General features: G+C 63.0%; 28 protein-coding genes and 1 tRNA gene. 14 read left to right on the top strand and 15 right to left on the bottom strand.

The genetic code is table 11. From position 1 onward, the window contains the following. Nucleotides 1-11: 11 nt before the first annotated feature. A complete protein-coding gene (yajC, locus tag JI744_RS07580) occupies nucleotides 12-341 on the bottom strand; it encodes a preprotein translocase subunit YajC (protein WP_202659087.1) in 330 nt (109 codons plus the stop codon). 196 nt (nucleotides 342-537) lie between these two features. On the opposite strand from yajC, the gene serS reads away from it, so the two are divergent. After that, nucleotides 538-1,827: a serine--tRNA ligase gene (gene serS / locus JI744_RS07575; RefSeq protein WP_202659086.1), complete on the top strand. Its 1,290-nt coding sequence runs from the start codon at nucleotides 538-540 to the stop codon at nucleotides 1,825-1,827. 51 nt (nucleotides 1,828-1,878) lie between these two features. Here serS and JI744_RS07570 read toward each other — a convergent pair whose 3' ends face one another. Beyond that, nucleotides 1,879-2,478, bottom strand: coding sequence for a dual specificity protein phosphatase family protein (locus JI744_RS07570; protein ID WP_202659085.1), 600 nt, complete (start codon nucleotides 2,476-2,478; stop codon nucleotides 1,879-1,881). Next, the gene (murI, locus tag JI744_RS07565) at nucleotides 2,475-3,287 is read right to left on the bottom strand and encodes a glutamate racemase (protein WP_202659084.1); all 813 of its coding nucleotides are present in this window, start codon (nucleotides 3,285-3,287) and stop codon (nucleotides 2,475-2,477) included. The genes JI744_RS07570 and murI overlap by 4 nt, the downstream gene beginning before the upstream one ends. A gap of 229 nt (nucleotides 3,288-3,516) precedes the next feature. On the opposite strand from murI, the gene JI744_RS07560 reads away from it, so the two are divergent. After that, entirely contained in the window at nucleotides 3,517-4,410 is an 894-nt protein-coding gene (locus JI744_RS07560) for a LysR family transcriptional regulator (protein WP_202659083.1), read from the top strand. A 238-nt stretch (nucleotides 4,411-4,648) separates the two neighbouring features. On the opposite strand, the gene JI744_RS07555 is transcribed toward JI744_RS07560, so the two are convergent. Continuing rightward, nucleotides 4,649-4,987 (bottom strand): hypothetical protein, encoded by a 339-nt coding sequence (locus JI744_RS07555; RefSeq protein WP_202659082.1) that lies wholly within the window; start codon nucleotides 4,985-4,987, stop codon nucleotides 4,649-4,651. A 211-nt stretch (nucleotides 4,988-5,198) separates the two neighbouring features. Between JI744_RS07555 and purL the strand changes: the two genes are divergently transcribed. The 5 genes from purL (at nucleotide 5,199) to grxD (ending at nucleotide 9,194) form a co-directional block, all read left to right on the top strand. Further along, nucleotides 5,199-7,358, top strand: a complete 2,160-nt coding sequence (purL, locus tag JI744_RS07550; RefSeq protein ID WP_202659081.1) for a phosphoribosylformylglycinamidine synthase subunit PurL — start codon at nucleotides 5,199-5,201, stop codon at nucleotides 7,356-7,358. Beyond that, nucleotides 7,358-7,810, top strand: coding sequence for a GNAT family N-acetyltransferase (locus JI744_RS07545; protein WP_202659080.1), 453 nt, complete (start codon nucleotides 7,358-7,360; stop codon nucleotides 7,808-7,810). Before purL ends, JI744_RS07545 begins: the two co-directional genes overlap by 1 nt. Next, nucleotides 7,798-8,292: a GNAT family N-acetyltransferase gene (locus JI744_RS07540; RefSeq protein WP_202659079.1), complete on the top strand. Its 495-nt coding sequence runs from the start codon at nucleotides 7,798-7,800 to the stop codon at nucleotides 8,290-8,292. Before JI744_RS07545 ends, JI744_RS07540 begins: the two co-directional genes overlap by 13 nt. Before the next feature lie 64 nt (nucleotides 8,293-8,356). Further along, nucleotides 8,357-8,593 carry a BolA/IbaG family iron-sulfur metabolism protein gene (locus tag JI744_RS07535; protein ID WP_202659078.1) on the top strand — a complete coding sequence of 79 codons (237 nt, stop codon included), beginning with the start codon at nucleotides 8,357-8,359 and terminating at the stop codon, nucleotides 8,591-8,593. A gap of 241 nt (nucleotides 8,594-8,834) precedes the next feature. Continuing rightward, nucleotides 8,835-9,194 (top strand): Grx4 family monothiol glutaredoxin, encoded by a 360-nt coding sequence (grxD, locus tag JI744_RS07530; protein ID WP_202659077.1) that lies wholly within the window; start codon nucleotides 8,835-8,837, stop codon nucleotides 9,192-9,194. 47 nt (nucleotides 9,195-9,241) lie between these two features. Here the strand turns inward: grxD and JI744_RS07525 are convergent, their stop codons facing one another. From JI744_RS07525 to JI744_RS07515, 3 genes are read right to left on the bottom strand one after another with little or no spacing between them, the layout of a single operon-like run. Beyond that, nucleotides 9,242-9,583, bottom strand: coding sequence for an MliC family protein (locus tag JI744_RS07525; RefSeq protein WP_202659076.1), 342 nt, complete (start codon nucleotides 9,581-9,583; stop codon nucleotides 9,242-9,244). Beyond that, nucleotides 9,580-9,954 (bottom strand): cell division protein ZapA, encoded by a 375-nt coding sequence (locus JI744_RS07520; RefSeq protein WP_202659075.1) that lies wholly within the window; start codon nucleotides 9,952-9,954, stop codon nucleotides 9,580-9,582. Before JI744_RS07520 ends, JI744_RS07525 begins: the two co-directional genes overlap by 4 nt. Next, nucleotides 9,947-10,315: a hypothetical protein gene (locus tag JI744_RS07515; RefSeq protein WP_202659074.1), complete on the bottom strand. Its 369-nt coding sequence runs from the start codon at nucleotides 10,313-10,315 to the stop codon at nucleotides 9,947-9,949. The genes JI744_RS07520 and JI744_RS07515 overlap by 8 nt, the downstream gene beginning before the upstream one ends. A 192-nt stretch (nucleotides 10,316-10,507) precedes the next feature. Between JI744_RS07515 and tkt the strand changes: the two genes are divergently transcribed. Continuing rightward, complete coding sequence (gene tkt, locus JI744_RS07510) at nucleotides 10,508-12,523, top strand: transketolase (protein ID WP_202659073.1); 2,016 nt, start codon at nucleotides 10,508-10,510, stop codon at nucleotides 12,521-12,523. A gap of 65 nt (nucleotides 12,524-12,588) precedes the next feature. On the opposite strand, the gene JI744_RS07505 is transcribed toward tkt, so the two are convergent. Continuing rightward, the gene (locus JI744_RS07505; RefSeq protein WP_202659072.1) at nucleotides 12,589-13,203 is read right to left on the bottom strand and encodes a CDP-alcohol phosphatidyltransferase family protein; all 615 of its coding nucleotides are present in this window, start codon (nucleotides 13,201-13,203) and stop codon (nucleotides 12,589-12,591) included. A 93-nt stretch (nucleotides 13,204-13,296) separates the two neighbouring features. On the opposite strand from JI744_RS07505, the gene JI744_RS07500 reads away from it, so the two are divergent. Genes JI744_RS07500 through JI744_RS07490 form a run of 3 tightly spaced genes read left to right on the top strand, consistent with a single transcriptional unit; the run spans nucleotide 13,297 to nucleotide 16,851 of the window. Then, entirely contained in the window at nucleotides 13,297-14,520 is a 1,224-nt protein-coding gene (locus JI744_RS07500) for an ABC transporter substrate-binding protein (protein ID WP_202659404.1), read from the top strand. A gap of 28 nt (nucleotides 14,521-14,548) precedes the next feature. Next, nucleotides 14,549-16,204, top strand: coding sequence for an ABC transporter permease (locus JI744_RS07495; RefSeq protein WP_202659071.1), 1,656 nt, complete (start codon nucleotides 14,549-14,551; stop codon nucleotides 16,202-16,204). Next, nucleotides 16,201-16,851, top strand: a complete 651-nt coding sequence (locus JI744_RS07490; RefSeq protein WP_202659070.1) for an ATP-binding cassette domain-containing protein — start codon at nucleotides 16,201-16,203, stop codon at nucleotides 16,849-16,851. The genes JI744_RS07495 and JI744_RS07490 overlap by 4 nt, the downstream gene beginning before the upstream one ends. Here the strand turns inward: JI744_RS07490 and JI744_RS07485 are convergent. Next, nucleotides 16,848-18,170 carry an ATP-binding protein gene (locus JI744_RS07485; protein WP_202659069.1) on the bottom strand — a complete coding sequence of 441 codons (1,323 nt, stop codon included), beginning with the start codon at nucleotides 18,168-18,170 and terminating at the stop codon, nucleotides 16,848-16,850. The two genes, JI744_RS07490 and JI744_RS07485, sit on opposite strands and share 4 nt — an antisense overlap. A 45-nt stretch (nucleotides 18,171-18,215) precedes the next feature. Between JI744_RS07485 and JI744_RS07480 the strand changes: the two genes are divergently transcribed. The 3 genes from JI744_RS07480 to JI744_RS07470 all read left to right on the top strand — a co-directional run bounded on the left by JI744_RS07480 (nucleotide 18,216) and on the right by JI744_RS07470 (nucleotide 20,750). Continuing rightward, entirely contained in the window at nucleotides 18,216-19,085 is an 870-nt protein-coding gene (locus JI744_RS07480) for an MBL fold metallo-hydrolase (protein WP_202659068.1), read from the top strand. A 69-nt stretch (nucleotides 19,086-19,154) separates the two neighbouring features. After that, nucleotides 19,155-19,229: transfer RNA gene (locus tag JI744_RS07475), tRNA-Asn, on the top strand. Nucleotides 19,230-19,328: 99 nt separating this feature from the next. Then, a complete protein-coding gene (locus JI744_RS07470; RefSeq protein WP_202659067.1) occupies nucleotides 19,329-20,750 on the top strand; it encodes a site-specific integrase in 1,422 nt (473 codons plus the stop codon). 276 nt (nucleotides 20,751-21,026) lie between these two features. Here the strand turns inward: JI744_RS07470 and JI744_RS07465 are convergent, their stop codons facing one another. The 6 genes from JI744_RS07465 to JI744_RS07440 form a co-directional block, all read right to left on the bottom strand. After that, a complete protein-coding gene (locus tag JI744_RS07465) occupies nucleotides 21,027-21,932 on the bottom strand; it encodes an HNH endonuclease (RefSeq protein ID WP_202659066.1) in 906 nt (301 codons plus the stop codon). 505 nt (nucleotides 21,933-22,437) lie between these two features. Next, entirely contained in the window at nucleotides 22,438-23,037 is a 600-nt protein-coding gene (locus JI744_RS07460; protein ID WP_202659065.1) for a hypothetical protein, read from the bottom strand. Nucleotides 23,038-23,069: 32 nt separating this feature from the next. Further along, the gene (locus JI744_RS07455; protein WP_202659064.1) at nucleotides 23,070-23,648 is read right to left on the bottom strand and encodes a ribonuclease H family protein; all 579 of its coding nucleotides are present in this window, start codon (nucleotides 23,646-23,648) and stop codon (nucleotides 23,070-23,072) included. A 149-nt stretch (nucleotides 23,649-23,797) separates the two neighbouring features. Then, a complete protein-coding gene (locus JI744_RS07450) occupies nucleotides 23,798-23,986 on the bottom strand; it encodes a hypothetical protein (RefSeq protein WP_202659063.1) in 189 nt (62 codons plus the stop codon). 179 nt (nucleotides 23,987-24,165) lie between these two features. Beyond that, nucleotides 24,166-24,711 (bottom strand): BRO-N domain-containing protein, encoded by a 546-nt coding sequence (locus tag JI744_RS07445; RefSeq protein WP_202659062.1) that lies wholly within the window; start codon nucleotides 24,709-24,711, stop codon nucleotides 24,166-24,168. Between the two features lie 350 nt (nucleotides 24,712-25,061). Then, the gene (locus tag JI744_RS07440) at nucleotides 25,062-25,703 is read right to left on the bottom strand and encodes a recombinase family protein (protein ID WP_202659061.1); all 642 of its coding nucleotides are present in this window, start codon (nucleotides 25,701-25,703) and stop codon (nucleotides 25,062-25,064) included. Nucleotides 25,704-25,718 lie beyond the last annotated feature (15 nt).

The following is a 25,718-nucleotide window of genomic DNA, read 5'->3' as shown; positions in this document are numbered from 1 at the left end:
GCTTCCAGCGTTCAGGAGGCGGCAGGTTCGGTCTTGTTCAGAACCTGACTAATGGTGTGCTTCAGCACCTTGACGCGCACGCCGTCGGCGATTTCGACCTCGACCATACCGTCTTCACCAACTTTGGTGACCTTGCCGACGATGCCGCCAGCGGTCAGCACCTGATCCCCCCGGCGCAGCGCCTCGACCATGGCCTTGAGGTCTTTCATCTTTTTCTGCTGTGGGCGGATCAGCAAGAAATACATGATACCGAAAATCAGGATCAGCGGCAGGAACGAGGCGACGGCGGAACCGGCGCCCGCTTGGCCAGCGGTCTGGGCGAAGGCGGGGGTGACGAACATGGGCATCCTCTCCTTGGGGCCGTTTGGCAGCCCCTGATTGCGGCGGGCACCCTAACGGCGCGGGGGGGGATAGGCAAGCCGATGCACCCTGCCTCGCCCGGTCAACTTGGCGTGGGGTGGGGCCAGCCCTTTCTTTGCCCGGTCAAATCGGTCATAACCCCGGCAAAACAGCCCCTAAAACAACCCGGTGACCAAAATGCACGACATCCGCCTGATCCGCGAAAACCCCGCCGCGTTCGACGCCGCGCTGTCGCGTCGCGGGCTTAATGGCATGTCGTCGGGCCTTCTGGCGCTGGATGAGGCACGGCGGGCAAAGATTTTGGCCGCCGAGACCGCACAAGCCGACCAGAACCGCGCCTCGAAAGAGGTGGGCGCGGCCAAGGCACGCGGCGATGATGCCGAATTTGAACGCCTGCGCGCACTGGTGGCCGAGAAGAAGGCCGAGATTGCCACGCTGACCACCGAAGCCGACGCCGAGGATGCCAAGCTGCGCGATGCGCTGATGCGCATTCCGAACCTGCCGCTGGCCGCGGTGCCCGATGGTGCCGACGAAGACGACAACGTGGAAATCCACCGCTGGGGCACGCCGCGCGACTTCAACTTTGCGCCCAAGGAGCATTTCGACATTGCGGGCGTGAAACCGGGAATGGATTTCGAAACCGCCGCCAAACTGTCGGGCAGCCGGTTCGTGGTGCTGCGCGGTGCGGTGATCCGCGTTCACCGCGCGCTGTCGCAATTCATGCTGGATACCCACATCACCGAGCATGGCCTGACCGAAACCTGGACCCCGGTTCTGGTCAAGGAAGAGGCGATGTATGGCACCAACCAACTACCGAAATTCGCCGAAGACAGCTATCAGACCACCAATGGCTGGTGGCTGGTGCCCACAAGTGAGGTGACGCTGACCAACACGGTGGCGGGCGACATTATCGACGAAACGGCCCTGCCCATCCGCATGACCGCCCATACCCAATGCTTCCGGTCTGAGGCAGGGTCTGCGGGCAAAGATACTTCTGGCATGCTGCGCCAGCACCAGTTCGAAAAGGTCGAAATGGTGACGATATGCGCGCCCGACACCGCCCTTGACGAACAAGAGCGGATGCGCCGCTGCGCCGAGGCGATTTTGGAAAAACTGGGCATCCCCTATCGCACCATCGTGCTGTGCACCGGCGACATGGGCTTTGGCGCGCAGCGGACGTTTGACCTTGAGGCCTGGTTGCCGGGGCAGAACCGGTATCGCGAAATCTCCAGCGTCTCGACCTGCGGCCAGTTTCAGGCCCGGCGCATGAACGCGCGCTATCGTCCTGCGGGTGGCAAGCCCGAGTTTGTCGCCACGCTGAACGGCTCCGGCCTTGCCGTGGGACGCTGCCTGATTGCGGTGTTGGAAAATGGCCAGCAGGCCGATGGCTCGGTTGATCTGCCAGCGGTGCTGCACCCCTATCTGGGCGGCAAGACCCGCATAGCGGCAGACGGCATTCTGGTTTGACGCATCAGGGGGCAACGCCAGAGTTTGGCGGTGCCCCTGCTCTTGCGGCGGCTATGCCCCCGTTTCAATCCCGGCGCGCAAAGCGTTCAGATCGACCGTCGCCAGATAGCGCGGGATGTTCGCCCATATCCGGTGAAAGCCAAAGCCACCGTTGATCAGCTCATCACTGGCATCGGACCGCGACCACCCCTGATACAGCATCCGCCACAGCGCGCAGATCACCCCGGTCCGGTCCGCGCCGTGGTGGCAATGCACCAGCACCGGCCCGTCGGTCATTGCCGCGCGCAAGGACCGCATGGCCAGCACGATCCGCGCGCCATGATCCTCGCCGACATGCCGCGCCTTCATCGGCACCCGCATCACCGCCACGCCGCTGCCTTGCGCCAAGGCCCGGTCATCCACCGTCTGGCGCAACGACAGGGCCGACCGGATGCCAAGCTGCGCCATGCGGTCAAAGCCCTGGGCCTCTGGCTGCGCTGCCCGAAACAGCAGGGGTGTCACCTGATAAAGATTGGGCAATCCGGCAGGCGGGGGCAAGACAGGCTGCGCCCAATCGCCTTGCCGCGCTGCGGCGCTGATCGGCCACCCCGCAGTTACAACCCCCAAAAGCCCCGCCCGCAGCAACAGACTGCGGCGATCAGGCCGGGTCATGCGGCCTCAAACGTGATCTGGCGGCGCAAGAACTGCGTCGCCTTGTGCGAGACATAAACCGGGTCACCCGTGGTCAGGAATTTTGACTGCGTGCCCGCGCCGTGGAATTCGGGCCGCCGCACCAGATAATCGGCCAGACTTTCGGCCACCAGATTGGCCTGACTGTATACCTTGACCTCTGCCCCCAGCGCATCCTGAAACACCTGCTGCATCAGGGGGTAATGGGTGCATCCCAGTATGGCAGCCTCCGGGTGGGGCATCCGGCGTTTCAGCGCCTCGACATGGCTGCGCACCAAAGCCTCGGCCAGAATCTCGTCGCCCTGCTCGATCGCATCGACCACACCGCCACAGGGCTGTGCCTCGACATCGACACCGATGGCGCGAAAGGCCAGCTCTCGTTGGAAAGCCCTGCTCGCTACGGTTGCAGGGGTGGCAAACAGTGCCACATGTTTCACCGCAACCTCGCGGGGCGGCGAATTGTCGCCCCACTGCCGTTCGGTCAGCGCCTCGATCAGCGGAACGAAGACGCCCAACACCCGTTTATCCTTGGGAACCCAAGTCTCCTGCATCCGTTTCAGCGCCGCCGCCGAGGCGGTGTTACAGGCCAGAATGACCAGATCGCAGCCCTCGGCCCACAGCCGCTCCACCGCCGCACAGGTCAGGTTGAAGATGTCATCATGGGTGCGGACACCATAGGGGGCATGAGAGTTATCCCCATAATAAACAAAGGGAATATCCGGCAACCGGCGCGAAACTGCATCCAGAACCGTCAGGCCCCCAAGGCCCGAATCAAAGATACCAACTGCCATCTGCCTCTCCCTTGTCGTCCGTAGCCTGCTATGGTCACAGGCGGCTGCGGGCGGGATCTTGTATTTGCCCGATCATAGCCGCGCAGCCCGATCAGGGAAAGCCCGCAGAACCGTGGGATAATTACGTCAGCCATTGAAATAACCCGACCAGAGTTGCATTTGACGCAAGCGAGCTATGCGAAGATGCACAGGTTCGTGGTAGGCTGGAAAAGAGTGAAAAGGTATCGAGATGGATTGGGACAAGCTGCGCATCTTTCATGCGGTGGCCGAAAAGGGCAGTCTGACCCATGCGGGAGACGTGCTGCACCTTAGCCAATCTGCCGTCAGCCGCCAGATCCGCGCGCTGGAAGAAAGCCTGAACGTCACGCTGTTTCACCGGCATGCCCGGGGCTTGATTCTGACCGAACCGGGCGAGTTGCTGTATGACGCCACCACGCAGATGGTCAAACGACTGGACGCCACGGCCGCCCGCATCCGCGATGCCGAGGATGAGGTGTTCGGCGAGTTGCGCGTCACCACCACCACCGGCTTTGGCACCATGTGGCTGGCCCCCCGTCTGGTCAGCCTTTATGCCAAATATCCCGAGCTGAAGATCGACCTCATGCTGGAAGAGCGGGTGCTGGACCTGCCGATGCGAGAGGCCGATGTCGCCATTCGCATGAAGGAACCCAGCCAAGCCGACCTGATCCGCAAGCGGCTGATGAACATCCGCATGCGGCTTTATGCGACGCCAGAGTATCTTGCCGAACACGGAACCCCGAAAAACATGGCCGATTTCGCCAAACACCGGCTGATCTGCCAACACGCCGGAACCGCGCAGGTTGCCGCTGGCGCCACGCTGGTCGCCCAGATCATGAGCAATGATCTGCGATCAACCCTGACGGTGAACAATTATTTCGGTGTGTCGCAAGGGGTTCTGAACCATCTGGGTATCGGCGTCCTTCCAGATTACCTGACCGAAGATTTCCCGCATCTGGTGCGGGTTCTGCCCGATGTCGAAAGCGAAGAGGTTCCGGTCTTTCTTGCCTATCCAGAAGAGCTGCGCCACTCCAAGCGGGTGGCGGCCTTCCGCGAATTCGTGACGGAAGAGATTTTCGCCTATCGCAAGCGTCATCAGGACTGAACCGCCCTTCGCGGCATTTTTTGCCGCTTAAGCGCCCAACCTTTCGGCGGCTTCCGGGTGATTGCCTTGCAATTTTGCGGCAAGAAAACAGAAGCTATGCGCTTTACGCATAACGGAAATGCTGCGAGCGCTAAACAATGATGGTTGCGAGAATCAGGTCACAACCATAAATACCACCTTGAGGCGGCAGTTGAGTTCGCTCTTGCCCCTCATACCTCCCTGTTGGACTTGGCCGAGCTTATGCTCGGCCTTTTTTTTGCGCCTGCCACAAACCCTTGGGCCGACTTTCGTCCTTAACGGCATGAAGTGACCTGATTTTAGGCAAGCGCCACTGATCCCGTCCATAAAAATTCGACACTTTGCGCAAGCCATGCAGCCTTTTGGTCAAGAACCGGGCATCTGCGGTGCCTGATGCTGCAAGAATGGCCTGTTCATAGCTGCATCTCGCAGTCGCAGCATCGTTCGTCTGGTAAAACTGGCCGATCAAGGCGGCAAGTTCTGCGTTCGCCGCCAGCCCCCCGGAGAATTCGCCACCCAGCCCCGAAGCACCGCCTTCATCAGCAGCGACGGTCAGCAATGCAGGCCAAACCGGCTGCGTCAGGCAATGACAAACGCCAAGCACATGGGCCTTGGACCACACCGATTTTGATTGCCTAGCGACGATTGCCGGAAAGATTCTGACGGCCCTGGCGTTTTTCCTCTAAAAATCGCCCCGGCGCGGCCTGCACCGCTTCCCCTTCGGCCCCGGCTGTCCTAAGACGCCCCAAACCCGACCACCGGAGAGCGCCATGACCGACCCCGTCATCACCCCCGAGATCGTCGCCGCCCACGGGCTGAAGCCCGATGAATGGCAGCGCCTGCTGGGCATCATCGGGCGCGAACCGACGTTCACCGAACTCGGCATCTTCTCGGCGATGTGGAACGAACATTGTTCCTACAAGTCGTCAAAGAAATGGCTGCGCACCCTGCCCACCACCGGGCCGCAAGTCATCTGCGGACCGGGCGAAAATGCGGGCGTGGTCGATATCGGCGATGGTCAGGCCGTCATCTTCAAGATGGAAAGCCACAACCACCCTTCGTATATCGAACCCCATCAGGGTGCCGGCACCGGCGTGGGCGGCATTCTGCGCGACGTGTTCACCATGGGCGCGCGCCCCATCGCGGCGATGAACGCCCTCAGCTTTGGCGAACCCAGCCACCCAAAGACCGGCTATCTGGTCAAGGGCGTGGTCGAGGGCATCGGCGGCTATGGCAATGCCTTTGGCGTGCCGACCGTGGGCGGCGAGGTGCGGTTCCACCGCAGCTATAACGGCAACTGCCTTGTAAACGCCTTTGCGGCGGGCCTGGCCGATGCCGACAAGATTTTCTACTCGGTCGCCTCGGGTGTGGGTATGCCGGTGGTTTACCTTGGGGCAAAGACCGGGCGCGATGGCGTCGGCGGCGCCACCATGGCATCGGCCGAGTTCGATGAAACCATCGAGGAAAAGCGCCCCACGGTTCAGGTTGGCGACCCCTTTACCGAAAAGCGCCTGCTGGAGGCGTGCCTGGAACTGATGGCCTCGGGTGCCGTGATTTCCATTCAGGACATGGGGGCGGCTGGCCTGACCTGTTCTGCCGTGGAAATGGGCGACAAGGGCGGCCTTGGCATCAAGCTGCAACTGGATGACGTGCCGCAGCGCGAAGCCAACATGACCGCCTATGAGATGATGCTGTCCGAGTCTCAGGAGCGGATGCTGATGGTCCTCAAGCCAGAGCTGGAGGATGTGGCCCGTGCGATTTTCGTCAAATGGGATCTGGACTTTGCCATCGTCGGCGAAACCATCCCCGAAGACCGCTTCCTGATCCTGCACGGGAATGAGGTGAAGGCCGATCTGCCGCTGTCGAAACTGTCCTCCAGCGCGCCGGAATATGACCGGCCTTGGGTGGAAACGCCAAAGGCAGCACCCTTGGGCGAGGTTCCGGCGATTGGCGCGATTGACGGGCTGCGCGCCCTGATCAGCTCCCCTTCTTACGCCCAGAAGTCGTGGGTCTATGAGCAATACGACTGCCAGGTCGGCGCCGATACCGTCATCACCCCCGGCCTGCCCGCCGGTGTGGTGCGGGTGCATGGCACCGGCAAGGCGCTGGCCTTTACCAGTGACGTGACCCCCCGCTACGTCAAGGCCAACCCGTTTGAGGGCGGCAAGCAGGCTGTGGCCGAGGCTTACCGCAACCTGACCGCCGTTGGGGCTGTGCCGCTGGCCACGACCGACAACCTGAACTTCGGCAACCCCGAAAAGCCCGAAATCATGGGGCAACTGGTCGGCGCGATCAAAGGCATCGGCGCGGCTGTGGCGGCGCTGGATATGCCCATCGTGTCGGGCAACGTGTCACTGTATAATGAAACCGACGGCAAGGGCATTCTGCCCACCCCCACCATCGGCGCTGTCGGCATCCTGTACAGCCTTGATGACCTGATCGCAGGCAAGCCACAGGCGGGCGATGTGGCCTTGGTGATCGGCGAAACCTTTGGGCATCTGGGCCAGTCCGCCCTGCTGGCCGAGGCCTTCGGGATCGAGGCGGGCGATGCGCCTTCGATCGATCTGGGCGCCGAAAAGAAGAACGGGGATTTCCTGCGTTCGAACCGCAAGCATGTCCGCGCCGCGACCGACCTTGGCGACGGCGGCCTTGCCCTTGCCGCCTTTGAAATGGCCGAAGGCGCGGGCCTTGGCGTGACGCTGGCCCATGGCGACATTCCGACCCTGTTCGGTGAGGATCAGGCCCGCTATCTGGTTGCCGCCAGCGAAGCCGGTGCCCGCGCACTGGAAGCCGCCGCCCTGACTTCGGGCGTGGAAATCATCCGCGTCGGAACCTTTGGTGGCGACAAGGTAACCTTCGGGACCGAAAGCGCCCCGCTTGCCACCCTGTCCGACCTTTACCGCACCGCCTTTGCCAAGGCGGTTGCCTGATGCTGCGGCTGGCGCGGGCCGATGAGGCGGACTTTGTCCATGCCCTCTGGACCGCGCCGGATAACGCCCTTTGGCTGGACCCGCCGCAAGGCGACCAAATTGCCGAAGCCATCGCTGAGGGCAATCTGCTGATCTGGGATGCGGGCGGTCCTGCGGGATTTGCCTGCGTGACCAACTGGATGCATGGCGTCTGGTCTTTGCGCGAATTCGCCGCCAACCGCCCCGGTATTGGCCGCCCCTTCTTGCGCGCCGTGCTGGAAGAGATGTTCGGCCCGCGCGCCGCTCATCGGCTGGGGCTGGACATCACCGCCGACAATGCCCGCGCCCTGCACTTTTTCGAGACGGCAGGTTTCGTGCGCGAAGGGGTCTGGCGCGAATGCTGGCAACGCCCCACGGGCGACTGGGTAGATTGCGTCTTCATGGCCATGCTTGACCGGGAATGGACGAAATGACCCTGCGCCCCGCCACCCCCGGCGATTTTGCCTTCATCCGCCGCCTTGCCGCCGATCCGGCCAATGCCCCGTTCATCACCGATGAGGATGAGACGGCGCTGCAAGCCTATCTAGATGACCCGGATGCCGCGCTGTTGATCTGGCAGGCAGATGGCGCCCGGGGCTATGCGCTGTTCAACGGGCTGACCGACAAGGCCGGCACAGTAGAACTGCGCCGCCTTGCGCTGGATGCGCCCGGCGGTGGTCGGGGCCGGGCCTTTGTCGGCGCGCTGGTGGATCATGCGTTCACTGTCTGGCCCGCCAAGCGCCTGTGGCTGGATGCCAGCGGCGAAAATCTGCGGGCGCAGCACCTGTATGAAAGCCTTGGCTTCCGGCTCGAGGGGCAATTGCGTCGCCATTGGTGGCGCCCGGCGCTTGGGCGCGCGGTGGATATGATGCTGTACGGCATGCTGCGCGACGAATGGCAGGCCCTCAAGGCCTAGCAGCCCCCCTTGCGGCCCCCTGCCCTTGCGCCTAAATCTTGCGGAAAGACCAACGGAGCAAGCCATGGCCCTTGAAGCGCGCGACATTGAAAAGCTGATCCGCGAAGCCTTTCCCAACGCGCAGATCGAGGTGCAGGGCGATGACGGCCAGCACTTTTCGGCCGAGGTGATCGACGAAAGTTTCCGCGGCCAGAACCGCGTACAGCAGCAACGCGCGGTCTATGCGGCGCTGAAGGGCAAGATGGACGGCGCGCAGGGCGAACTTCATGCGCTGGCGCTGACCACCAAGGCCCCGGAGTGAATGTGTTGGGCGCCCTTGATGCCATTTCCGGTGTCGGGCAGCTTTGGGATTTATGGCAGGGGTGCAACCGCACATCTGACGAAATCGCCGCCCACCGTGCCGAGGTTGAGGGTCACCTTCGCCCGCACAGGGTTTTAGAGGCGCGCCTGAACACCTATCTTGGGGTTGATTGCGACCCGCCCCATATCTACCACATAGCCAATGATCCGGCCACGCCGCTGGCCAACGGATGGAGACGATAATGACCGCACTTGAAACCATCAAAGACACCGTCGAAAAGAACGACGTGGTGCTGTTCATGAAGGGCACCAAGATGATGCCGCAATGCGGGTTTTCGTCCCGCGTCGCGGGCGTGCTGAATTACATGGGCGTCGAATTCGCCGATGTGAACGTGCTGGCCGATGCCGAAATTCGTCAGGGCATCAAGGATTTCAGCGACTGGCCCACGATCCCGCAGCTTTATGTGAAGGGCGAATTCGTCGGCGGTTGCGATATTGTCACCGAGATGACCCTTTCGGGCGAACTCGATGCGCTGTTTGAATCGAAGGGCGTGGCCTATGACAAGGCCGCCGCTGACAAGATCCGCGAAGCCAACGCCTGACCCGATAAACCAGATTTCACAAGGCCCGCCCTTTCGGCGGGCCTTTCTTATTCGGCCTGAACACAGCCCGACAGAATGGCAGTTTCGGTTTTCGCCGCACCGTCGCGCCAATAAACCGTCGCCTCGGTTCCCTTGGTCCACAGCACATAGGCCGACCCGTCCGACGGCCAGCCATAGCGGGCACCAGAGGCGCTAACCTCTTGATACAGCGTCATCTGGTGGCCTTCGATCTGCATGACCGCAACGCTGTCTTGGCCGCTGTTTACAAAGGTCACGGGCAGTTCGACCCCGCGTTCACAATCGAACCGAACGGAAATAGCCTGAATCTCTGCCTGCGCGGCAAAGGGCATCAGGCCAATGGCCATGGCGGGCACAAGGATCAGCCTCATGCCGTGATCTTTTCTTCAACCCGCGCTGCCAGCGCCTCGGCCCGCGCGGCGATTTCGGCCAGCGTTTCGGTCAGTTGCGGTGGGATGACCGGCACCTCGATACGAACGGGTTCAGCCGCCGGACGTCCATCCACATCAGCCAGACGCGCCTTGAGCTGACGGTTCTCATCTTCCACTGCCGCCGTCTTGTCGGCCAGCATCAGCCCCGCCATCAGCAGCATCCGCGCTTCGGGAATGCGGCCCATCTGGGCAATCAGCGGCTGCGCCTCGCCGTCCAGCGCCTTGGCGGCGGCGCGCAGGAAATGCTCCTCGCCCGGCTGGCAGGATACGGCGAAGGAACGGCCGCCGATGGTGATCTCAATATCAGGCATGGGTGGTCTCTTCGACAATGGGGGTCAGGGCTGCCACAATCTCGGCGATCTCGGCAGCCTCTTGGGCACGTTCGGCGCGCAGGGCGGCCAGTTCGGATTCCAGTTCGGCCACCTTGGCCTCCAGCTCGGCACGGCCCTCGCCCTCGCGGGCGCGCAGCACGCGCAGCCGTTCGTTCAACTGGGCATTGGCCATCTTTTCTTCGTCGAGCGCGTCGTTCAGCCGCCCGATCTCGACCAGGGCGCTTTCATCGACGGGGCCGGTGGCGGGTTCGGGCGCTGCCGTGGCCAGCGCCTCGATCCCCTGGCCAATGCGGGCCAGCGCGGCGCTGATCCGGCGTTCCAGCTCGGTGATGTCCTGCATGGGGGGTGGTCCCTCTTCTTGCGGCGTCGGTTCGGGCCAGCCTGCGAATCGCTGAACGGCCCGTCAAGAGTGATCTTAGCCCATCGCTTGCCCGCCCGCCGCCCCTTTCGCCCCAAATGGTTGCGGGCCGCGCTTGATCTTGCCGCCATGGCTGTTATTCACCCTGCAACCCAGTTTTCAGAGGAGACGGCCATGGACATCGCAACGCTTCGCGCCAAGCACCCCGACCACTGGATGCGCGCTGCCGCCATCCGCACCCTGACGCTGGATGCGGTTGCCGCCGCAAACTCTGGCCATTCCGGCATGCCGATGGGCATGGCCGATGTGGCGACGGTGCTGTTTGAAAAGCACCTGAAGTTCGATCCCAAGGCACCGCGCTGGCCCGACCGGGACAGGTTCATCCTGTCGGCGGGCCACGGCTCGATGCTGATTTATTCGCTGATGTATCTGACCGGCTATGCCGATGTGACGCTGGATCAGATCAAGAATTTCCGCCAATGGGGCGCCATCACCGCCGGTCACCCGGAATATGGCCATGTGGCGGGCGTGGAAACCACCACCGGCCCCTTGGGTCAGGGCATTGCCAATTCGGTCGGTTTCGCCATGGCCGAAGAGCATCTGCGCGCAGTCTGGGGTGCCAAGGTGCAGGACCATTACACCTATGTCATCGCCGGTGATGGCTGCCTGATGGAAGGTGTCAGCCAAGAGGCGCTGGGGATCGCGGGCAAGCAGCAGCTGTCGCGCCTGATCGTGCTGTGGGACAACAACGGCATCACCATTGACGGCAAGGTTTCCCTGTCGGACGTGACCGACCAGAAGGCGCGCTTTGCCGCCAGTGGTTGGGATGTGTTTGAATGTGACGGCCACGACCCCGAAGACATCGACCGTGCCATCACGGCGGCGAAAAAATCGCCCCGTCCGGCGATGATCGCTTGCGCCACGCATATCGCCTTTGGTCATGCCGCGCAGGACACCTCGAAAGGCCATGGTGCCTTGACCGACAAGGCCCAGATGGCCGCCGCGAAAGAGGCTTATGGCTGGACCGCCGGCCCATTCGAAGTGCCCGCCGATGTGAAAAAGGCCTGGGAAGGTTTCGGGGCCCGTGGCGCCGCCGCCCGCGCCGAATGGAACACCCGCGTTGCCGCCCTGTCGGCAGCCAAGCAGGCCGAACTGACCCGCGTCTTTGCCACCGAAGCGCCCGCCAAGCTGGCGGCGGCCATTCGCGGTGTGAAGAAGGCGGCGGCAGAGGCACCGGCGAAACTCGCCACCCGCTCGGCCTCGGAAAAGGTGCTGGCGGCGGTGAACCCGGTCATGCCCGAAACCTTTGCCGGGTCTGCCGACCTGACCGGTTCCAACAATACCAAAACCGCCGATCTTGGCACCTTTGGGGTCGAGGATCGCAAGGGCCGCTACATGTATTGGGGCATCCGCGAACATGGCATGGCCGCCGCGATGAACGGTCTGGCGCTGCATGGCGGCGTGCGGCCCTATTCCGGCACCTTCATGGCCTTTACCGATTACGCCCGCCCGTCGATGCGCCTCTCGGCGCTGATGGGCCTGCCGGTGGTCTATGTGATGACCCACGATTCCATCGGTCTGGGCGAAGACGGCCCGACCCACCAGCCGGTCGAACATCTGGCCATTTCGCGCGCCACGCCGAACACTCTGGTGCTGCGCCCCGCCGATCTGGTCGAGGTGGCCGAGGCTTGGGAAGTGGCACTTAGCCAGACCAAGACGCCTTCGGTCATGGCCCTGTCGCGCCAGAACCTGATGCCGGTGCGGACCAAGCACACCAACCAGAACATGGTCGCCAAGGGTGCCTATGTGCTGGTCGATGCCACCGCCAAGCGTCAGGTCATCCTGATCGCCACGGGCTCGGAAATCGAGATTGCAATGAAGGCGCGTGATCTGCTGGAGGCGGAAGCCATCGGCACCCGCGTTGTGTCGATGCCGTCGATGGAGCTGTTCGCCCAGCAGGACGAGGCTTACCGCAAAAAGGTGCTGCCCGCAGGCCCGGTGCGCGTGGGCATCGAGGCGGGCGTGCGTCAGGGCTGGGACCGCTGGCTGTTGGGCGAGCGGGGCAAGGACGGCAAGGCTGCCTTCATCGGCATGTCCTCATTCGGTGCCTCGGCCCCCTATGACCGGCTGTATAAAGAGTTCGGCATCACGGCAGAGGCCACCGTTGCCGCCGTTAAGGCGATGCTGTAAGGTTCAGGCGCAATTCCTTGAAATCATGGGAAGGGTGCGTGGGTTTCACGCACCCTTTTTCCATTTTAGCCATCCACCCCAAAAATCCGTCGCGCCAGCATCACACGCGCACCCGTGGTCACCAGACACAGCGCCCCGAACACCAGCGCCATGGGGCGGAACGCATCGGGCCACAGGCAAAGGGCAACGAAGAAAAGGATCGTCTCGGCCCCCTCTAACAACCCCGCCGAATAATACAGTGACTTTTGCCCCTGCACCGTGGTCGTGATGCCGCGTTTTTCGGCCATGATGGCAAAGCCCAGAAAACTCGCCCCGTTCAGATAGAACGTCGCCAGCAGAAACGCCGCCACCACCGCATTGCCCGGATCGCGCAGCGCAAAGGCCAGAGGGATCGCGCCGTAAAAGGCGAAATCGCAGGTGATATCCAGATAGCCGCCGAAATCCGTCCGCCCTGTCACCCGTGCCACAGCCCCGTCCAGCCCATCCAGCACCCGGCCCAGCAGCAGCGGCAGCAGCGCCAGCCCCCCCGGCAAGCCAAAGGCCAGCATCGCCGCCGCCGCCAGCCCAAGACCAAGCCCGGCAAGGGTGACGCTGTTGGCCGTAACGCCCACCCCTGACAAAACCTTGCCCGCCCGGTTCAGCATCGGGTCGATCAAGGGGCGCAGATGGCTGTCCAGCATGGTGCCTCACGATTGCGTCGGGTGGCCCGGAATGGGTTGCCCTGTGGCATGGCTGTTCGTATCCCTCTGGAACCGACAGGGAAAGGACCGACCATGATCACCCGCCGCCACTTGGGCCAGATCGGCCTTGCCGCGACCGCTGTCGCGCTGCATCCCCGGCTGGCGCGGGCCGCCGAGGTGCAGGCAGACTGGCAGGCGGTGCTGGATGCGGGCCGCGATCAGACAGTGTGGTGGCACGCTTGGGGGGGCGACCCCAAGATCAACGACTTCATTGCCTGGCTGGGGGCTGAGGCCGAAATGCGCCACGGCATCAGCATCGAACATGTCAAACTGGCCTCGACCGCCGATGCCGTCGCGCGCGTGCTGGCCGAACAGCAGGCGGGCAAGACCGAGGATGGCGCGGTGGACCTGATCTGGATCAACGGCGAGAATTTCGCCGCGATGAAGGAAAAGGGCCTTCTGTTCGGCCCCTTTGCCGAAGGCCTGCCGAACTGGCCCTTGGTCGATGTGGCAGGCAAACCCGCCGTTGTGACCGATTTCACCTTGCCCACAGAAGGGTACGAATCCCCCTGGGCCATGGCGCAACTGGTGTTTGAACATGATACCGCCCGCCTGCCCGTGCCCCCCGCCACACTGGCGGCACTTGCGGACTGGATTCTGGCCAACCCGGGCCGGTTCACCTATCCGCAGCCGCCCGATTATCTGGGGCTGACGTTCCTTAAACAGGTGCTTTACGGGGTAATGCCCGACCCTGCCCGCCTGCAACAGCCAGCGGGAGACACCTATGCGCAAGACACCGCGCCGCTTTGGGCGTTTCTGGACCGTATCCACCCGGCGCTGTGGCGCGCGGGGCGCGCCTTTCCCCAGAATGAACCCGCCCTTGCCCAGTTGCTTGCCGATGCCGAGATCGACATTTCCCTGTCGTTCAACCCCGGTCGTGCCAGCGCGGAAATCGCTAACGGAAACCTGCCCGCAACGGTGCGCACGTTTGTTCTGCGGGGCGGCACCATCGGCAATGCCTCTTTCGTGGCGATCCCGTTCAATGCCAGCCACAGTGCAGCGGCGCAGGTGGTGGCAAACCTTCTGTTGCAGCCCGAAATTCAGGCCCGCGCGCAAGACCCCAACATCCTGGGTTTTCAGACCGTGCTGAACCTTGCCGCCTTGCCCGAAGAGGACCGTAACGCCTTTGCCGGCCTTGATCTTGGCGTTGCAACCCTGTCGCCGCAAGACCTGGGGCCAGCCCTGCTGGAGCCTCATGCAAGCTGGATGGTGAAAATCGGCGAGGATTGGCTGACACGTTATGGCGTGACCAAATGATCTGCCGATTGGCCGGGCGGGGGAACAGATGATCAAAGCCCTGCCCCGGCTGGGTCTGGCGCTGTTCACCCTGCCGATGCTTGGTGGGTTGGTGGTGGGATTTGTTCCGGCCTTTTCGGGCGGATTTGCCGAGCTGGCGGGCTGGCCCGGCCTGCCTCGGGCGGTGGCGTTGTCGGTGGGAACAGGGATGGGCGCAACCGCGCTGTCGCTGTTGCTGACCGGGCTGATCGTGGCAATGCTGCACGACCGCCCCGCCTTTGCCCCCTTGCGGCGTATGCTGTCGCCGCTGCTGGCCGTGCCCCATGCGGCAGCGGCGCTGGGGCTGGCCTTTCTTCTGGCGCCATCGGGCTGGATCGCGCGCCTGTTGTCGCCTTGGGCCACCGACTGGCAGCAGCCGCCAGATCTGTTGACGCTGCACGACCCGATGGGGCTGGCGCTGACATTAGGGCTTGTTGCCAAAGAGATGCCGTTTCTGCTGTTGATGGCGCTGGCTGCCCTGCCCGCCTGCGCGCCCGCCCAGCGGCTGGTGCTGGGGGCGGCCCTGGGCCATGGCCGGTTGTCGGCCTTTGCCGTGGGGGTCTGGCCGCCGCTTTATGCCCGGCTGCGCCTGCCGGTGATGGCGGTTCTGGCCTATGGCATGACCACGGTGGAAATGGCGATGATCCTTGGCCCCGGCCTGCCACCGACCCTGTCGGCCCAGATCGCCGGTTGGTTGACAGATGCGGGCCTGCGCCACCTGCCCGTCGCCTCGGCGGCGGCAATCGTGCAACTGGCGCTGGTGCTGGCGGCGATGGGGCTGTGGCGGGTGGCAGAGGGGGCGGGCCGCGCCGGATTACGGTACCATATCGGGCGCGGGCGGCGGGCGGTCTGGGCCGATGCCCCGGCCCGTCTGGCCGCGATGGGCCTTGGCTTCGGGCTGGCGGGCCTGCTGGCTCTGTCCTTGGCCGGGCTGGGGCTGTGGTCGGTCGCGGCAGAGTGGCGCTTTCCAGCCGACCTGCCGCAATCGCTGACCTTGCAGACATGGGCGCGCGCGCTGCCCGCCTTGGGCCACAGCCTGTGGCTGACCGCTGTGATTGCCTTTGGTGCCACGGGGCTGGCACTGGGACTGGTGATCGCCAGCCTTCAGTTCGAGCAAAGCCACGGGCTGGTGCCAGACCGGTGGGCCGAACGCGCGCTGTATCTGCCGCTGCTACTGCCCCAGATCGCGGTCATGCCGGGGGTGCAGGTGATCGCCTTGCACCTTGGCGTCGAGGGCACAGCGCTTGCCGTGATGGTGGTGCATCTGTTCTTTGTGCTGCCCTATGTGTTTTTGTCGCTTGCCCCAGCCTATCGCGGGTGGGATTCCCGCCTCGGGGTGGCCGCTGCCACACTGGGCGCAGGGCAGACGCGCATCTTTTGGCATTTGCGACTGCCGATGCTGCTGGGGCCGGTGCTGACGGCGGCGGCCTTGGGGATTGCCGTTTCTGCCGGGCAATACCTTCCCACGCTGATGGTGGGCGGTGGCCGCGTCGGCACGCTGACCGTCGAGGCGGTGGCCCTGTCTTCGGGCGGCAACCGGCGTTTGATCGGGGTTTTTGCCGTAGCTCAACTGGCGCTGCCTGCGGTGGCTTTCGCGCTGGCGCTGGCCGTGCCACGGCAGGTCTTTGCCAACCGCCGCGCCATGTTGGCCGAGCGCGGCAGATGAGCGCGCCCACCGGCCTCCACCTTGAAAGCCTGACCGTACGTCGCGGTACAGATGTACTGGCGCAATTGAATCTGACCATTCGCCCCGGTGAGGTTTTGACGCTGATGGCCCCCTCGGGCGCAGGCAAGTCGATGCTGTTGCAGGCGCTGATCGGGGCCTTGCCACCTGGGTTCAGCGCCTCGGGTCACATCGTGCTGAACGGGCGGAAGGTGACCGGCCTGCCCACGGCTGCCCGCCGGATCGGCCTGTTGTTTCAGGATGACATGCTGTTTCCGCATCTGTCCGTCGGGCAGAATTTGCAGTTTGGTCTGGCACCCGGTGGCTCAAAGGCGCAGCGCCGCAGTCGGATTGAACAGGGGCTGGCTGCGGCCGGGTTGTCAGGCTTTGCTGCCCGCGATCCTGCAACCCTTTCGGGCGGGCAAAGGGCGCGGGTCGCCCTGCTGCGCGCCTTGCTAGCCGAGCCGCAAGCCTTGCTGCTTGACGAACCCTTCGCCCGGCTTGATGCAAATTTGCGCGCCCAGATCCGGCAAGCGACCTTTGACGCCACCCGCAACCTGCCGGTCATCCTTGTCACCCATGACCAGAGCGACGCCGTGGCAGCGGGCGGCCCGGTGCTGTCGCTGTTCGGCCAGCCTGTCAGCCCCTAGCGCGCCACCGACAGTTCGGCCCGCAAACCGCCCAGCCGCTCGGAATCGAGCAGCCGCAGCGCCCCGCCATGGCTGCGCGCCACATCGGCTGCAATCGACAGGCCCAGCCCGACACCGGCCCCCTTGTTGGGGTCACGCGCCGCATCGAGCCGGCGAAAGGGCTGGATCGCCTCTTCCCGCTGATCCCTGGCAATGCCCGGCCCGTCATCTTCCACCACGAACCGCAAGGCGCGGTCGTTGGTGGTCAGCGACACCTCGATTGTCTGGCCATAGCGCTGCGCATTGCCGATCAGGTTTTCCAAGGCCCGCCGCACCGCATGATCGCGCAGCCGGATCATGCCGCCCGGCCAATCCAGCGCCCCCACCACCACCGCGCGGCCATTGCGCGACGCGGCCTTTGCTACCTCGCGCAACAGCGCGGCAGGATCGACGGGTGCTGCCTCTTCCATGGCATCGCCCCTGGCAAAGGCCAGAAATTCATCGACCATCCGCTCCATCTGCTGCACATCGCGGCCAAGTGCGGCGGTATCCTCATCCTCGGGCATCAGCGACAGCGCCAGCTTCATCCGCGTCAGGGGGGTGCGCAGGTCATGGCTGACACCCGACAACATCATGGTGCGCGTCTCGATCTGCCGTTCAATCCTTGCACGCATGTCCAAAAAGGCATTGCCCGCCGCGCGCACTTCGGTGGCTCCGCGCGGGCGGTAAGGCACCGCCTGCCCCTTGCCAAACGCCTCTGCTGCGCGCGCCAGCCGGGTGATCGGCGTCAACTGGTTGCGCAGGAACACATAGGCCACCGCCGTCATCAGCGCCGAGGCAAGCATCATCAGCACCAAAAGCTGATGCGGGTTCGAGGCCGAAACGCGGCGGCGATCCAGCATCACCTCCATCTCGCCATGGGGAGTGGAAAACCAGGCCTGCACCCCACGGCTGTCGGTCATCAGATCAACCACCTGCAATTCCGGCAGGCGGTTGCGCAGCGTATCAATCACCACCCGGCCCGACCAATCCCAGTATTCCCGGCTGTCAGCGGCGGGAATGGTGCTGCCCGGCAAGGCCACCTGCAACTCCAACGCACCCCCGATTTCGGCTGCGCTGTGCTGCGCTGCCCCAAGGTCAGGCTCCTTGGCAACCTCATCCAGCAGATGGCGCATCTCGATGGCGATGCTGTCGCTCATCTGCCGGGTCACGCCTTCGAAATGGCGTTGAATGAAGATGGTGGCGACGATCAACTGGATCACCACCACCGGCAGGATCAGGATCAACGCGGCCCGGCCAAACAGGCCATGTGGCAAAAGGGGCTTGAGGCGCAAGGACATGGGCGCAACACTAGCGCCGGGACGGGCACAGCGAAAGGGCGGCAAATGACGGAAATGCAGGTTCGGCTGATCCGCGCCCCGAACCCCTCGGCCATGACCCACAGCGGCACCAACACCTGGCTGCTATCAAAGGGCAATGCGGTGCTGGTGATCGACCCAGGCCCCGACCTTGCCGCGCATCAGGCCACCATTCTGGCCGAGCTGGAACCTGGTCAGCGGGTAGAGGCGATTCTGGTGACCCATGCCCATCTGGACCATTCCGCCCTTGCGCCCGCGCTGTCACGGGCCACAGGCGCGCCGGTGCTGGCCCTTGGTCCTGCCGGAGCCGGGCAATCTGCGCTGATGACACGCTTGCAAGCCCAAGGGCTGACGGGGGGCGGCGAAGGGCTTGACCACGCCTTCACCCCTGACCAGCGCCTGATCGATGGTGAGACCCTGCACCTTGGCGGCCTACAGATCGAGGCGCTGCACACCCCCGGCCACAGCGCCAATCACCTGTGCTTTGCCACCGATGGGCTGCTGTTCTCCGGCGATCTTGCGATGGGCTGGGCCAGTTCTCTCGTCTCGCCACCCGATGGTGACATGGGGGCCTATATGGCGTCACTGCGGCGTCTGATGGCGCGGGACTGGCGGCAGATGCTGCCCGGCCATGGCAATGTCGTCGACGACCCGTCCGCCCGTCTGCAAGATCTTTACCGTCACCGCGAAACCAGAGAGGCCGAGGTTTTGGCCGCCCTTACCCCCGCCCCCGCAGATGCAGCCACCCTGACACGGGCTATCTATCGCGATACCCCGCCCGCTCTGCTGCCAGCCGCCGAACGCAACGTGCTGGCGCATCTTCTTGATCTGGCAGACAGAAATCACATCACCAGCCCATTCCCGCTGTCGGCTAGATCCGTCTTCTCCCTGATGTGACGCCCGGACGAAATTTCTGCAAAGTCCCCCTTGCCGCCCCCGAAACCCGCCGCTATACAGCCCCCGTGTTCCGGCGTAGCTCAGCGGTAGAGCAGTTGACTGTTAATCAATTGGTCGTAGGTTCGATCCCTACCGCCGGAGCCAGTTTCCCACCAGAGACTGGAAATATATCAAGAGGTTGAGTGACTTGCTGTCCCTTCCGGTGCACATTGCGGCACACGCGAGGCACACATGGGGCTCATCTTGAAGCACGTCGTAGTAACCAAATCGGGCAGCTACCAGTATCGGCGCAGAGTCCCTAAAGGGGTCGCGGCGGTCATCACCAAGCGCGAGTTCAAGGACAAGCTGGGCGATACCGAGAAGGAAGCTCTTGCGGCCTATCCCCGGTATCACGCGCAGGTCGAGCGAGAGATTGCCGGGGCGAAGGCGACGATAGCCCGGTCCGCCCGCGCCACCAGCCACGAGGCGTCAGACAGGGAAGCCTATGCCGAGGCCCTGCGTCGTCGGGCCGATCTGGTTGCAGTCGGCGTGTCCGAGGAAGAACTTGTCCTGCTGGGCGAGATCATGATGGACAGCTATCCACAGGGCGAATGGGGTCCCATCGAGGTGCCGCCGGTCGAGACCCACGCCATCAACCTGCTACGCCTCGGGCCGAAGAAGTATCCCGCCCCTACCCCCACGCTGGAGGATGCCAAGAGGCTGTATCTGGCCGAGAGGGCGAAGGGGGACGATCCTGCCGAGGTGGTCGAGCGATTCGATGGGCAGATTGCCCGGATCATCGGCCATGTGAAGGACGCGCTGGGCTGCGATCCCGTGCTGGTCGATCTGACCCGAGAGGACGCCCGCAAGGTGCGCGACCACATGCTGGACCGGATCAAGGACAACGGCCAGAAGATCAGCCCCGCCTCTGTGGCGCGCGACATGAACGGCCTCAAGGCGGTGATCAACTTTGCGGCCACGGAAATGCCGCTTCCGGCCACCTTCCAGAACCCTTTCAACAAGCTGACGGTGGGCACCGAACGGGGCCGGGCCTCGGATGGAGAGAAGCGCGACCCATTCCCCGCCAAGGTCCTGCGGCAGGTGCGGCAGCGGATCGTCGGCCATGCCAAGAGGGACTTGGGCCTGATCTGGCGTCTCTTGGAGGGGACAGGGTGCCGTTTGGCCGAGGTGTCGGGGCTGCGGGTCGAGGACGTGGAGACCGGGGGAGACTTCCCCCATATCCGGGTGACGTGGCACGAGAACCGGAGGCTCAAGACCGAGAGTTCCCGCCGATCAGTTCCCCTTGTCGGTGACGCGCTGGCAGCCGCCAAGGACGCGCTAACCCTGCCCCGCGCGGGCAACCTGTTGTTCCCCGCCTACGGCAGCCCACGGGGCGCTGACGCGGCCTCTGCGGCGATCATGAAGCATGTCCGGGCTGTGACCACGGACCCCAAGCATGTGATCCATTCGCTTCGACACAACATGAAGGACAGCCTCATTCTGGCCGAGGTGTCGTCGCTGGACCAGAACCTGATCCTAGGTCATGCCCTCGGTGGTGTCGGTGATCGGGTCTATGGGGGCAGCCTGGCAAAGCTGCGAATGACCACGCGGGCGATGAAGAAAGCGCTGGGCATTCCGTTGTCGGATGCTGACAAGCAGCAGACCAATGAGGCCGAGAACGATTGAGGGAGAGGCCGAGACGATCCGGCCCCTGACATACCCCGTAGGACACACTAAAGCCCCGCACAGCGGGCCCTCCGGTTCCCGGTGGGCGAACCCGTCGAGCGGTAGATAGAGCCCTGAGCGAGCCTCCTGTGGAACCCGTGAGGCGGCTCCCAAAAGGATAACCACAGCATCTCGTCGTCTAAATTGCCCGCAATTCTTTTCACTGATCAAATCGCACTGATGCGCATCCAGTCATCCCGCACCCCGCGTGACTTCAGATATCGCGCTCGATCATATTTAAAATTTACGACCCCGGAAGATATTTTCTCTATGATAATCCATGTAGCTTGACTGCTGCTCATTGAGGAGTTTTTTCTCGATTCCTTCCGATAGGCGCCATGCCGAAGAAACATCACTTGGAAGCACTGAGCTAAGAATAGGTGCACCATCGTTCTCAAAAGAAATGTAGCCGCGATCGAACAGGCGATCTATGTGCGGAGAGAGGAGCAATCCATTGTTCCCATCTAGTTTTTCGGAGTCGGTGCTCCTAGACCATGGTTTAATGTGGCTCGCTGTCAAAAACCTGCGATCAGTGATGCCGGTAATGCGGCATCTATTTTCAAATCGCTCAAGATTCGATCGATATCGACCCTGGCCAAGTCGTGAGAGCACAAGTTGATACTTCTCTGTGGCGCCAATATCAGTTCGATTTTGAATTTCACGACTTTGGCTGTCTTCGGACATTTCGTCCAGTCGTCGGCCGATCAATGATGCCAGCTTGTCAGCCATAGATTCTGAGATTTCGGCAAGGTAAACTTGGTTTCCGCGACCATCGGGACGGATTGGCGAGTATCGATTGGGTAGATGGGGGGCCAGTATGTCCATGTGGTCCCTAGGCCTGATGGGTTCGTCCAGCACTTCGTAAGCAACTTGCGCCAACCAGCCGTCAACATCCCATGCATTCCCGACGTTCCCAAACTCTTTGGGCCTTTCAGCCGAGCGGGCTCGTGCCGAGACTTTCCCGACCGCCTTGATGAAGGTGTCTGCAAAGGAGAATACGAGATCACCCGAGGAGAGTTTGGTCATGTTCTGATAGAACTCGTTGAAGCCATTGTCTCTATTTCGTTTCGGTGACCACATGTAGCCGCCACCAACCTCTGCCTTATAAGTTTGATTTTGATTAACCCACCAGTAACGCACCATAAGAGGTCCCTCCAAAAAATAAGCGGTTGAAGATCAACCTACAGCACGTCCTATTGGTGGACCACCGTCTCCTTTCGGCCCTGGAAGATTTCAGTCTTCCGGGGTGATCGGCCCATCCCGACCCAAATATGGAGAGGGCCACCCTGGCGCGCGCAGACGTGCTGATAGTAGCTCATGTAGGAGGTCCGAGGCGGCCCCCACGAGGAAGACCCAGAGGAAAGCGATTACGATTTTGGCCTGTATCCGCGCACTTTAGGCATCCCTTATGGGCCCGGTCAGGGTGGACTGTAACGTGGCCATAGTGGGCACCGTGGGGTGCAGGATCGTCGGGGCGTCTCCTGAGAATAGCCTACCGGGGCTGCTACCTCGGGATGTGGTCGGGGAGAGCGTAGACGTGGGCTCACTGACAAGGACACCGACAGGGCACCGGAACGGGCCCATATACACCTTGGGGGTCTCTTTATAGTGGCAGAGGGCGGATTTTCACCCGCCCCCGCCGATGCTTTCACTGTCGCCGTTTCAGGCTGCCGTCCTCGTAGATCGGCTGCGCGTCCGGCCCGAAATACTCTGCCGGGAAAGCGAGAATATCTGCGTCGGGCAGTTCCGCTTCGGGGTTCAGCACCTCGAAGGACCGGAGACCGTAGACTTCACGGCAGTAGTGGTCGAGGACATGGGCGACATGAAGCCGACCTGTTCCCTCGTCCCTGTCCCAGCTTCGCAGAAAGTAGCGATCTGTGGTCAGGCTTCGTAGCTCCGCATTGCCTCGGGCCTCGGCTATCAGCCTCTCCAGAAACTCGGCCCGGTAGGTCGGTGGAGTCTCGTAGAGGGCGTGGGAAAGGCCCCTGATGCGGCCCTTGCGGACCTCGTGGCGGCGCTTCGCTTCCCCGCTCTGGGCTATCGCTTGCGACCCTCGGGCCTGATTGTTCGTCTCCGCCTTCTGGCATTGACGACAACAGAACCTCTGGTTCTTGCGCTTCGGCTGGAATGCCTCGGCACACTTTGGGCAGATGAGGTGCGGGTTAAGGGTTTCGACAACGGGTTCAGCGGGCGGCACGGAGACATGAGCCTCGGGGCCGATGGTCGGGCACTCAGGATGCGCGAACATGCCAGAATATTACCCGCCCGACGCAAACGGGTTCAAGCCTTGTTCGCCGCCCCATCTGGCAGGAAAACCCCTTCGGCTTCTCGCGCCCCGGCATAGGCCAGCTTGTCGGCCAGTTCGTTGTGTTCGGCCCCGTTGTGACCACGCACCCACGCGAACGTCACCTTGCGCCCTTCTGCGGCCCGTTCAAGGCGGTCCCAGAGGTCGCGGTTCTCGGGAGCTTTGCCGCTGCCCTTCTTCCATCCGTTCGCCCGCCACTTCGCCAGCCATTCGTTCATGGCCTTCGGAATCAGGTCGAGGTCGCAATAGACGGTGATGGGCTCGGCGGTGGGAAACCCAAGGCTTTCGAGGGCGACACAGGAGGCGGTCATCTCCATGCGGATGTTCGTGGTCGGCGTCGGTTCGCTGCCTTTGCGCTTCCGGTGCTTGAGGATCGTGCCGTCAGCATCCAGCCGCAGCGTGACGATCCCATAGCCACCGGGGCCGGGATTCCCGATGCTGGAGCCATCGGTGTAAATCTCAATGCGAGTCTGGCCCATGGTGGGCTGGTCATCGCGTTCGGTGGTCATGGTCGTGTCGGCCAGCGCCGGGCGGAGGGGGTTCATGTCGTTCATGGTGGTCCTTTCGTTTGGACATGCAGGGTCAGCCCGTGGATGCGGACGCAAACCGGGTTGAGGTGGGATGAACGGACTTGCTCAGTCCAATGCTGAGGGGCAATCGGACGGCCCCCGAGGATGACCCCGGAGGCGCACCACAACGGCCCTTAGGCGACCATCAGGGGCCGGAGCTTGCGGAGCGTCAGGGAGATTGCCTCCTGCGCCTGACGGTCATTTACCCGCTGCGTCGCGGTGATGGCCCGCAGCGCGACCATCAGGAACTCGCTGGCGATGGTCAGATCGTGGATAGCGCCCAAGGTGGGGTCGAAGGCGGTCGTGGGGTTCTTCTGCGTCATGTCGTGATCCTTCTGTGACAGTGAATGTGCCTGTCTAGGATTACCTCTCAACTCATTGCAAACAAAAAAGAATAGTCCCATTTATGGGCCTATGAAGACAGTCCAAAATGTGGGTCTATCCCGGATTCCGTAAGCCGCTGGCTCGACTCAGGAAATCGTGCTGCGGCATCGGGACGGGCTCAGACGTGGGCCCAGAAGTGGGGCGAAGAAATTTTCCCGGTAGCCGCGCGGTTGGACTTGGAGATGCCAAACCACCGCAGTTCAGGTGTTTGACGCCCCCGCCCTTGGGGGAACAAGTCCTCAAATTGAGGATGTGTCCGAGAACAGGAGGCCCTTGTAACTTCCAAGGGGCATCCACCATGCTTGCGGATGCGGGGCATGACTTCCTGCGTCACCCAGTCTTGGAAGTCACGGGCGGCGGGGTTGGACCGTTGGGCGCGGAGGACGAATTTGTAGAGACCGGGTTCGCTCACCAGTAGGATGCGGCGGTTCGATCCCGGAAAGAGCGTCCCTTGAAGTTCCTTGGACGCCTCGCTGTGCCGGAGGATGTGCGTCTCCCCCTCCCCGGTAGCCGCGCGGATGCAGGTGGAGATGCCGTCGCGGTGGTAGTCGAGGATGCGCCCCACGTCCTGCGACGGGAACCACAGCTTGCCGTCAAGCGTGACAGCCCGCAGCATCTTTCCGTTGAAGGTGAAGGTTTCGAGATCGAAGCTCTTGCTGGTCATGGTCAGTTCCTTGTCAGATCACTTGATGGGGAGGGGGAAGTATCGGGCTCCGCACACCGGGCACACGAAAGGGGCCGCTGAGGGTGTCAGAGGGGTCAGGCAGAAGTTGCAGGATTTGGTGGTCATTGTGGTGGGCATGGCGAAAGGCCCCGCCGCGACGGAGCCCTAGAAGCCTTCACGGGGCGGACCCCGACATGGACAAAGACAGATAGGCGCAAACAAAGAGTCAGCAATGCTGACCTATTGAAAAACTACCGGAAGTAGGTGAACCACACGGACAGCGCGGAACTGACAACCATGCCGCCCATGGCCGCCCAGCAGAACCCCTCTACGATCATCTGAACCATCGCTCACACCCCCTCCTTGGTCCACCGGGCGAGGGCAGCCTGTGCCGCCTCGGGGTCCTCCACCATGCGCCTGACAGCGCCTCTGGATAGGCCCAGTTCCTTTGCGATGGTCAATGCCCCTGCCCCGTTGCGGTGGCGCTCTAGGACCTCTGCCAGCGTCTCCCCGTCGTAGCTGGGCTTCCGGCCCCGGTAGGCCGTGATACTCTCCCGTGCCGCCGCTATGCCCGCCTTCTGGGCCTCTTTGATGGCCTCGGCCTGTGCCTGTGCGGTGGCCGCCATAAAGGCGATCAGGGCATCCCTTACGGCAGCTTGCATGGGGTCTGTCGTGGCCCCGTCAAAGGTCAGCCCATTGATCACGGTGCGGATGACCACGCCCTTCCGCATGAAGTGCCGGATCGTGTCCGTCACGTCCTGATAGTTCCGCCCTAGCCTGTCCACCCAGCGCACCACCAGCACATCGCCCCGCCGCAGCATGTCATTGAGGCGCTTGCCTTCCGGGCGCTCTGCAAGGGTCGTGCTGACCCCGGAGACCCCGTGGTCTGCCACCATGTCATCTATGACGATGCCCGCCGCTTCGGCTTGGGCCCTCTGGTGGGCAAGGTTCTGTTCGGTCGTGGAGACGCGGGCGTAGAGGATCGTTGCCATGACATTCCCTGTGGC

Origin of the sequence: Fuscibacter oryzae, from assembly GCF_016765795.1 — a bacterium.
Classification (GTDB): Bacteria; Pseudomonadota; Alphaproteobacteria; order Rhodobacterales; family Rhodobacteraceae; genus Fuscibacter; species Fuscibacter oryzae.
This window is presented reverse-complemented; position numbering and strand designations above follow the sequence as displayed.

Excerpts from the sequence above, each read along its gene's own strand:
- JI744_RS07500 (WP_202659404.1), top strand. The coding sequence starts at position 13,297 with ATGATCACCCGCCGCCACTTGGGCCAGATCGGCCTTGCCGCGACCGCT.
- JI744_RS07460 (WP_202659065.1), bottom strand. The coding sequence starts at position 23,037 with ATGTTCGCGCATCCTGAGTGCCCGACCATCGGCCCCGAGGCTCATGTC.
- murI (WP_202659084.1), bottom strand. The coding sequence starts at position 3,287 with ATGGCAGTTGGTATCTTTGATTCGGGCCTTGGGGGCCTGACGGTTCTG.
- purL (WP_202659081.1), top strand. The coding sequence starts at position 5,199 with ATGACCGACCCCGTCATCACCCCCGAGATCGTCGCCGCCCACGGGCTG.
- JI744_RS07450 (WP_202659063.1), bottom strand. The coding sequence starts at position 23,986 with ATGACGCAGAAGAACCCCACGACCGCCTTCGACCCCACCTTGGGCGCT.
- JI744_RS07455 (WP_202659064.1), bottom strand. The coding sequence starts at position 23,648 with ATGAACGACATGAACCCCCTCCGCCCGGCGCTGGCCGACACGACCATG.
- JI744_RS07520 (WP_202659075.1), bottom strand. The coding sequence starts at position 9,954 with ATGCCTGATATTGAGATCACCATCGGCGGCCGTTCCTTCGCCGTATCC.
- JI744_RS07465 (WP_202659066.1), bottom strand. The coding sequence starts at position 21,932 with ATGGTGCGTTACTGGTGGGTTAATCAAAATCAAACTTATAAGGCAGAG.
- JI744_RS07505 (WP_202659072.1), bottom strand. The coding sequence starts at position 13,203 with ATGCTGGACAGCCATCTGCGCCCCTTGATCGACCCGATGCTGAACCGG.
- JI744_RS07545 (WP_202659080.1), top strand. The coding sequence starts at position 7,358 with ATGCTGCGGCTGGCGCGGGCCGATGAGGCGGACTTTGTCCATGCCCTC.
- yajC (WP_202659087.1), bottom strand. The coding sequence starts at position 341 with ATGTTCGTCACCCCCGCCTTCGCCCAGACCGCTGGCCAAGCGGGCGCC.
- JI744_RS07480 (WP_202659068.1), top strand. The coding sequence starts at position 18,216 with ATGACGGAAATGCAGGTTCGGCTGATCCGCGCCCCGAACCCCTCGGCC.
- JI744_RS07570 (WP_202659085.1), bottom strand. The coding sequence starts at position 2,478 with ATGACCCGGCCTGATCGCCGCAGTCTGTTGCTGCGGGCGGGGCTTTTG.
- JI744_RS07485 (WP_202659069.1), bottom strand. The coding sequence starts at position 18,170 with ATGTCCTTGCGCCTCAAGCCCCTTTTGCCACATGGCCTGTTTGGCCGG.
- JI744_RS07490 (WP_202659070.1), top strand. The coding sequence starts at position 16,201 with ATGAGCGCGCCCACCGGCCTCCACCTTGAAAGCCTGACCGTACGTCGC.
- JI744_RS07445 (WP_202659062.1), bottom strand. The coding sequence starts at position 24,711 with ATGACCAGCAAGAGCTTCGATCTCGAAACCTTCACCTTCAACGGAAAG.
- grxD (WP_202659077.1), top strand. The coding sequence starts at position 8,835 with ATGACCGCACTTGAAACCATCAAAGACACCGTCGAAAAGAACGACGTG.
- JI744_RS07535 (WP_202659078.1), top strand. The coding sequence starts at position 8,357 with ATGGCCCTTGAAGCGCGCGACATTGAAAAGCTGATCCGCGAAGCCTTT.
- JI744_RS07495 (WP_202659071.1), top strand. The coding sequence starts at position 14,549 with ATGATCAAAGCCCTGCCCCGGCTGGGTCTGGCGCTGTTCACCCTGCCG.
- JI744_RS07440 (WP_202659061.1), bottom strand. The coding sequence starts at position 25,703 with ATGGCAACGATCCTCTACGCCCGCGTCTCCACGACCGAACAGAACCTT.
- serS (WP_202659086.1), top strand. The coding sequence starts at position 538 with ATGCACGACATCCGCCTGATCCGCGAAAACCCCGCCGCGTTCGACGCC.
- JI744_RS07540 (WP_202659079.1), top strand. The coding sequence starts at position 7,798 with ATGGACGAAATGACCCTGCGCCCCGCCACCCCCGGCGATTTTGCCTTC.
- JI744_RS07515 (WP_202659074.1), bottom strand. The coding sequence starts at position 10,315 with ATGCAGGACATCACCGAGCTGGAACGCCGGATCAGCGCCGCGCTGGCC.
- tkt (WP_202659073.1), top strand. The coding sequence starts at position 10,508 with ATGGACATCGCAACGCTTCGCGCCAAGCACCCCGACCACTGGATGCGC.
- JI744_RS07560 (WP_202659083.1), top strand. The coding sequence starts at position 3,517 with ATGGATTGGGACAAGCTGCGCATCTTTCATGCGGTGGCCGAAAAGGGC.
- JI744_RS07525 (WP_202659076.1), bottom strand. The coding sequence starts at position 9,583 with ATGAGGCTGATCCTTGTGCCCGCCATGGCCATTGGCCTGATGCCCTTT.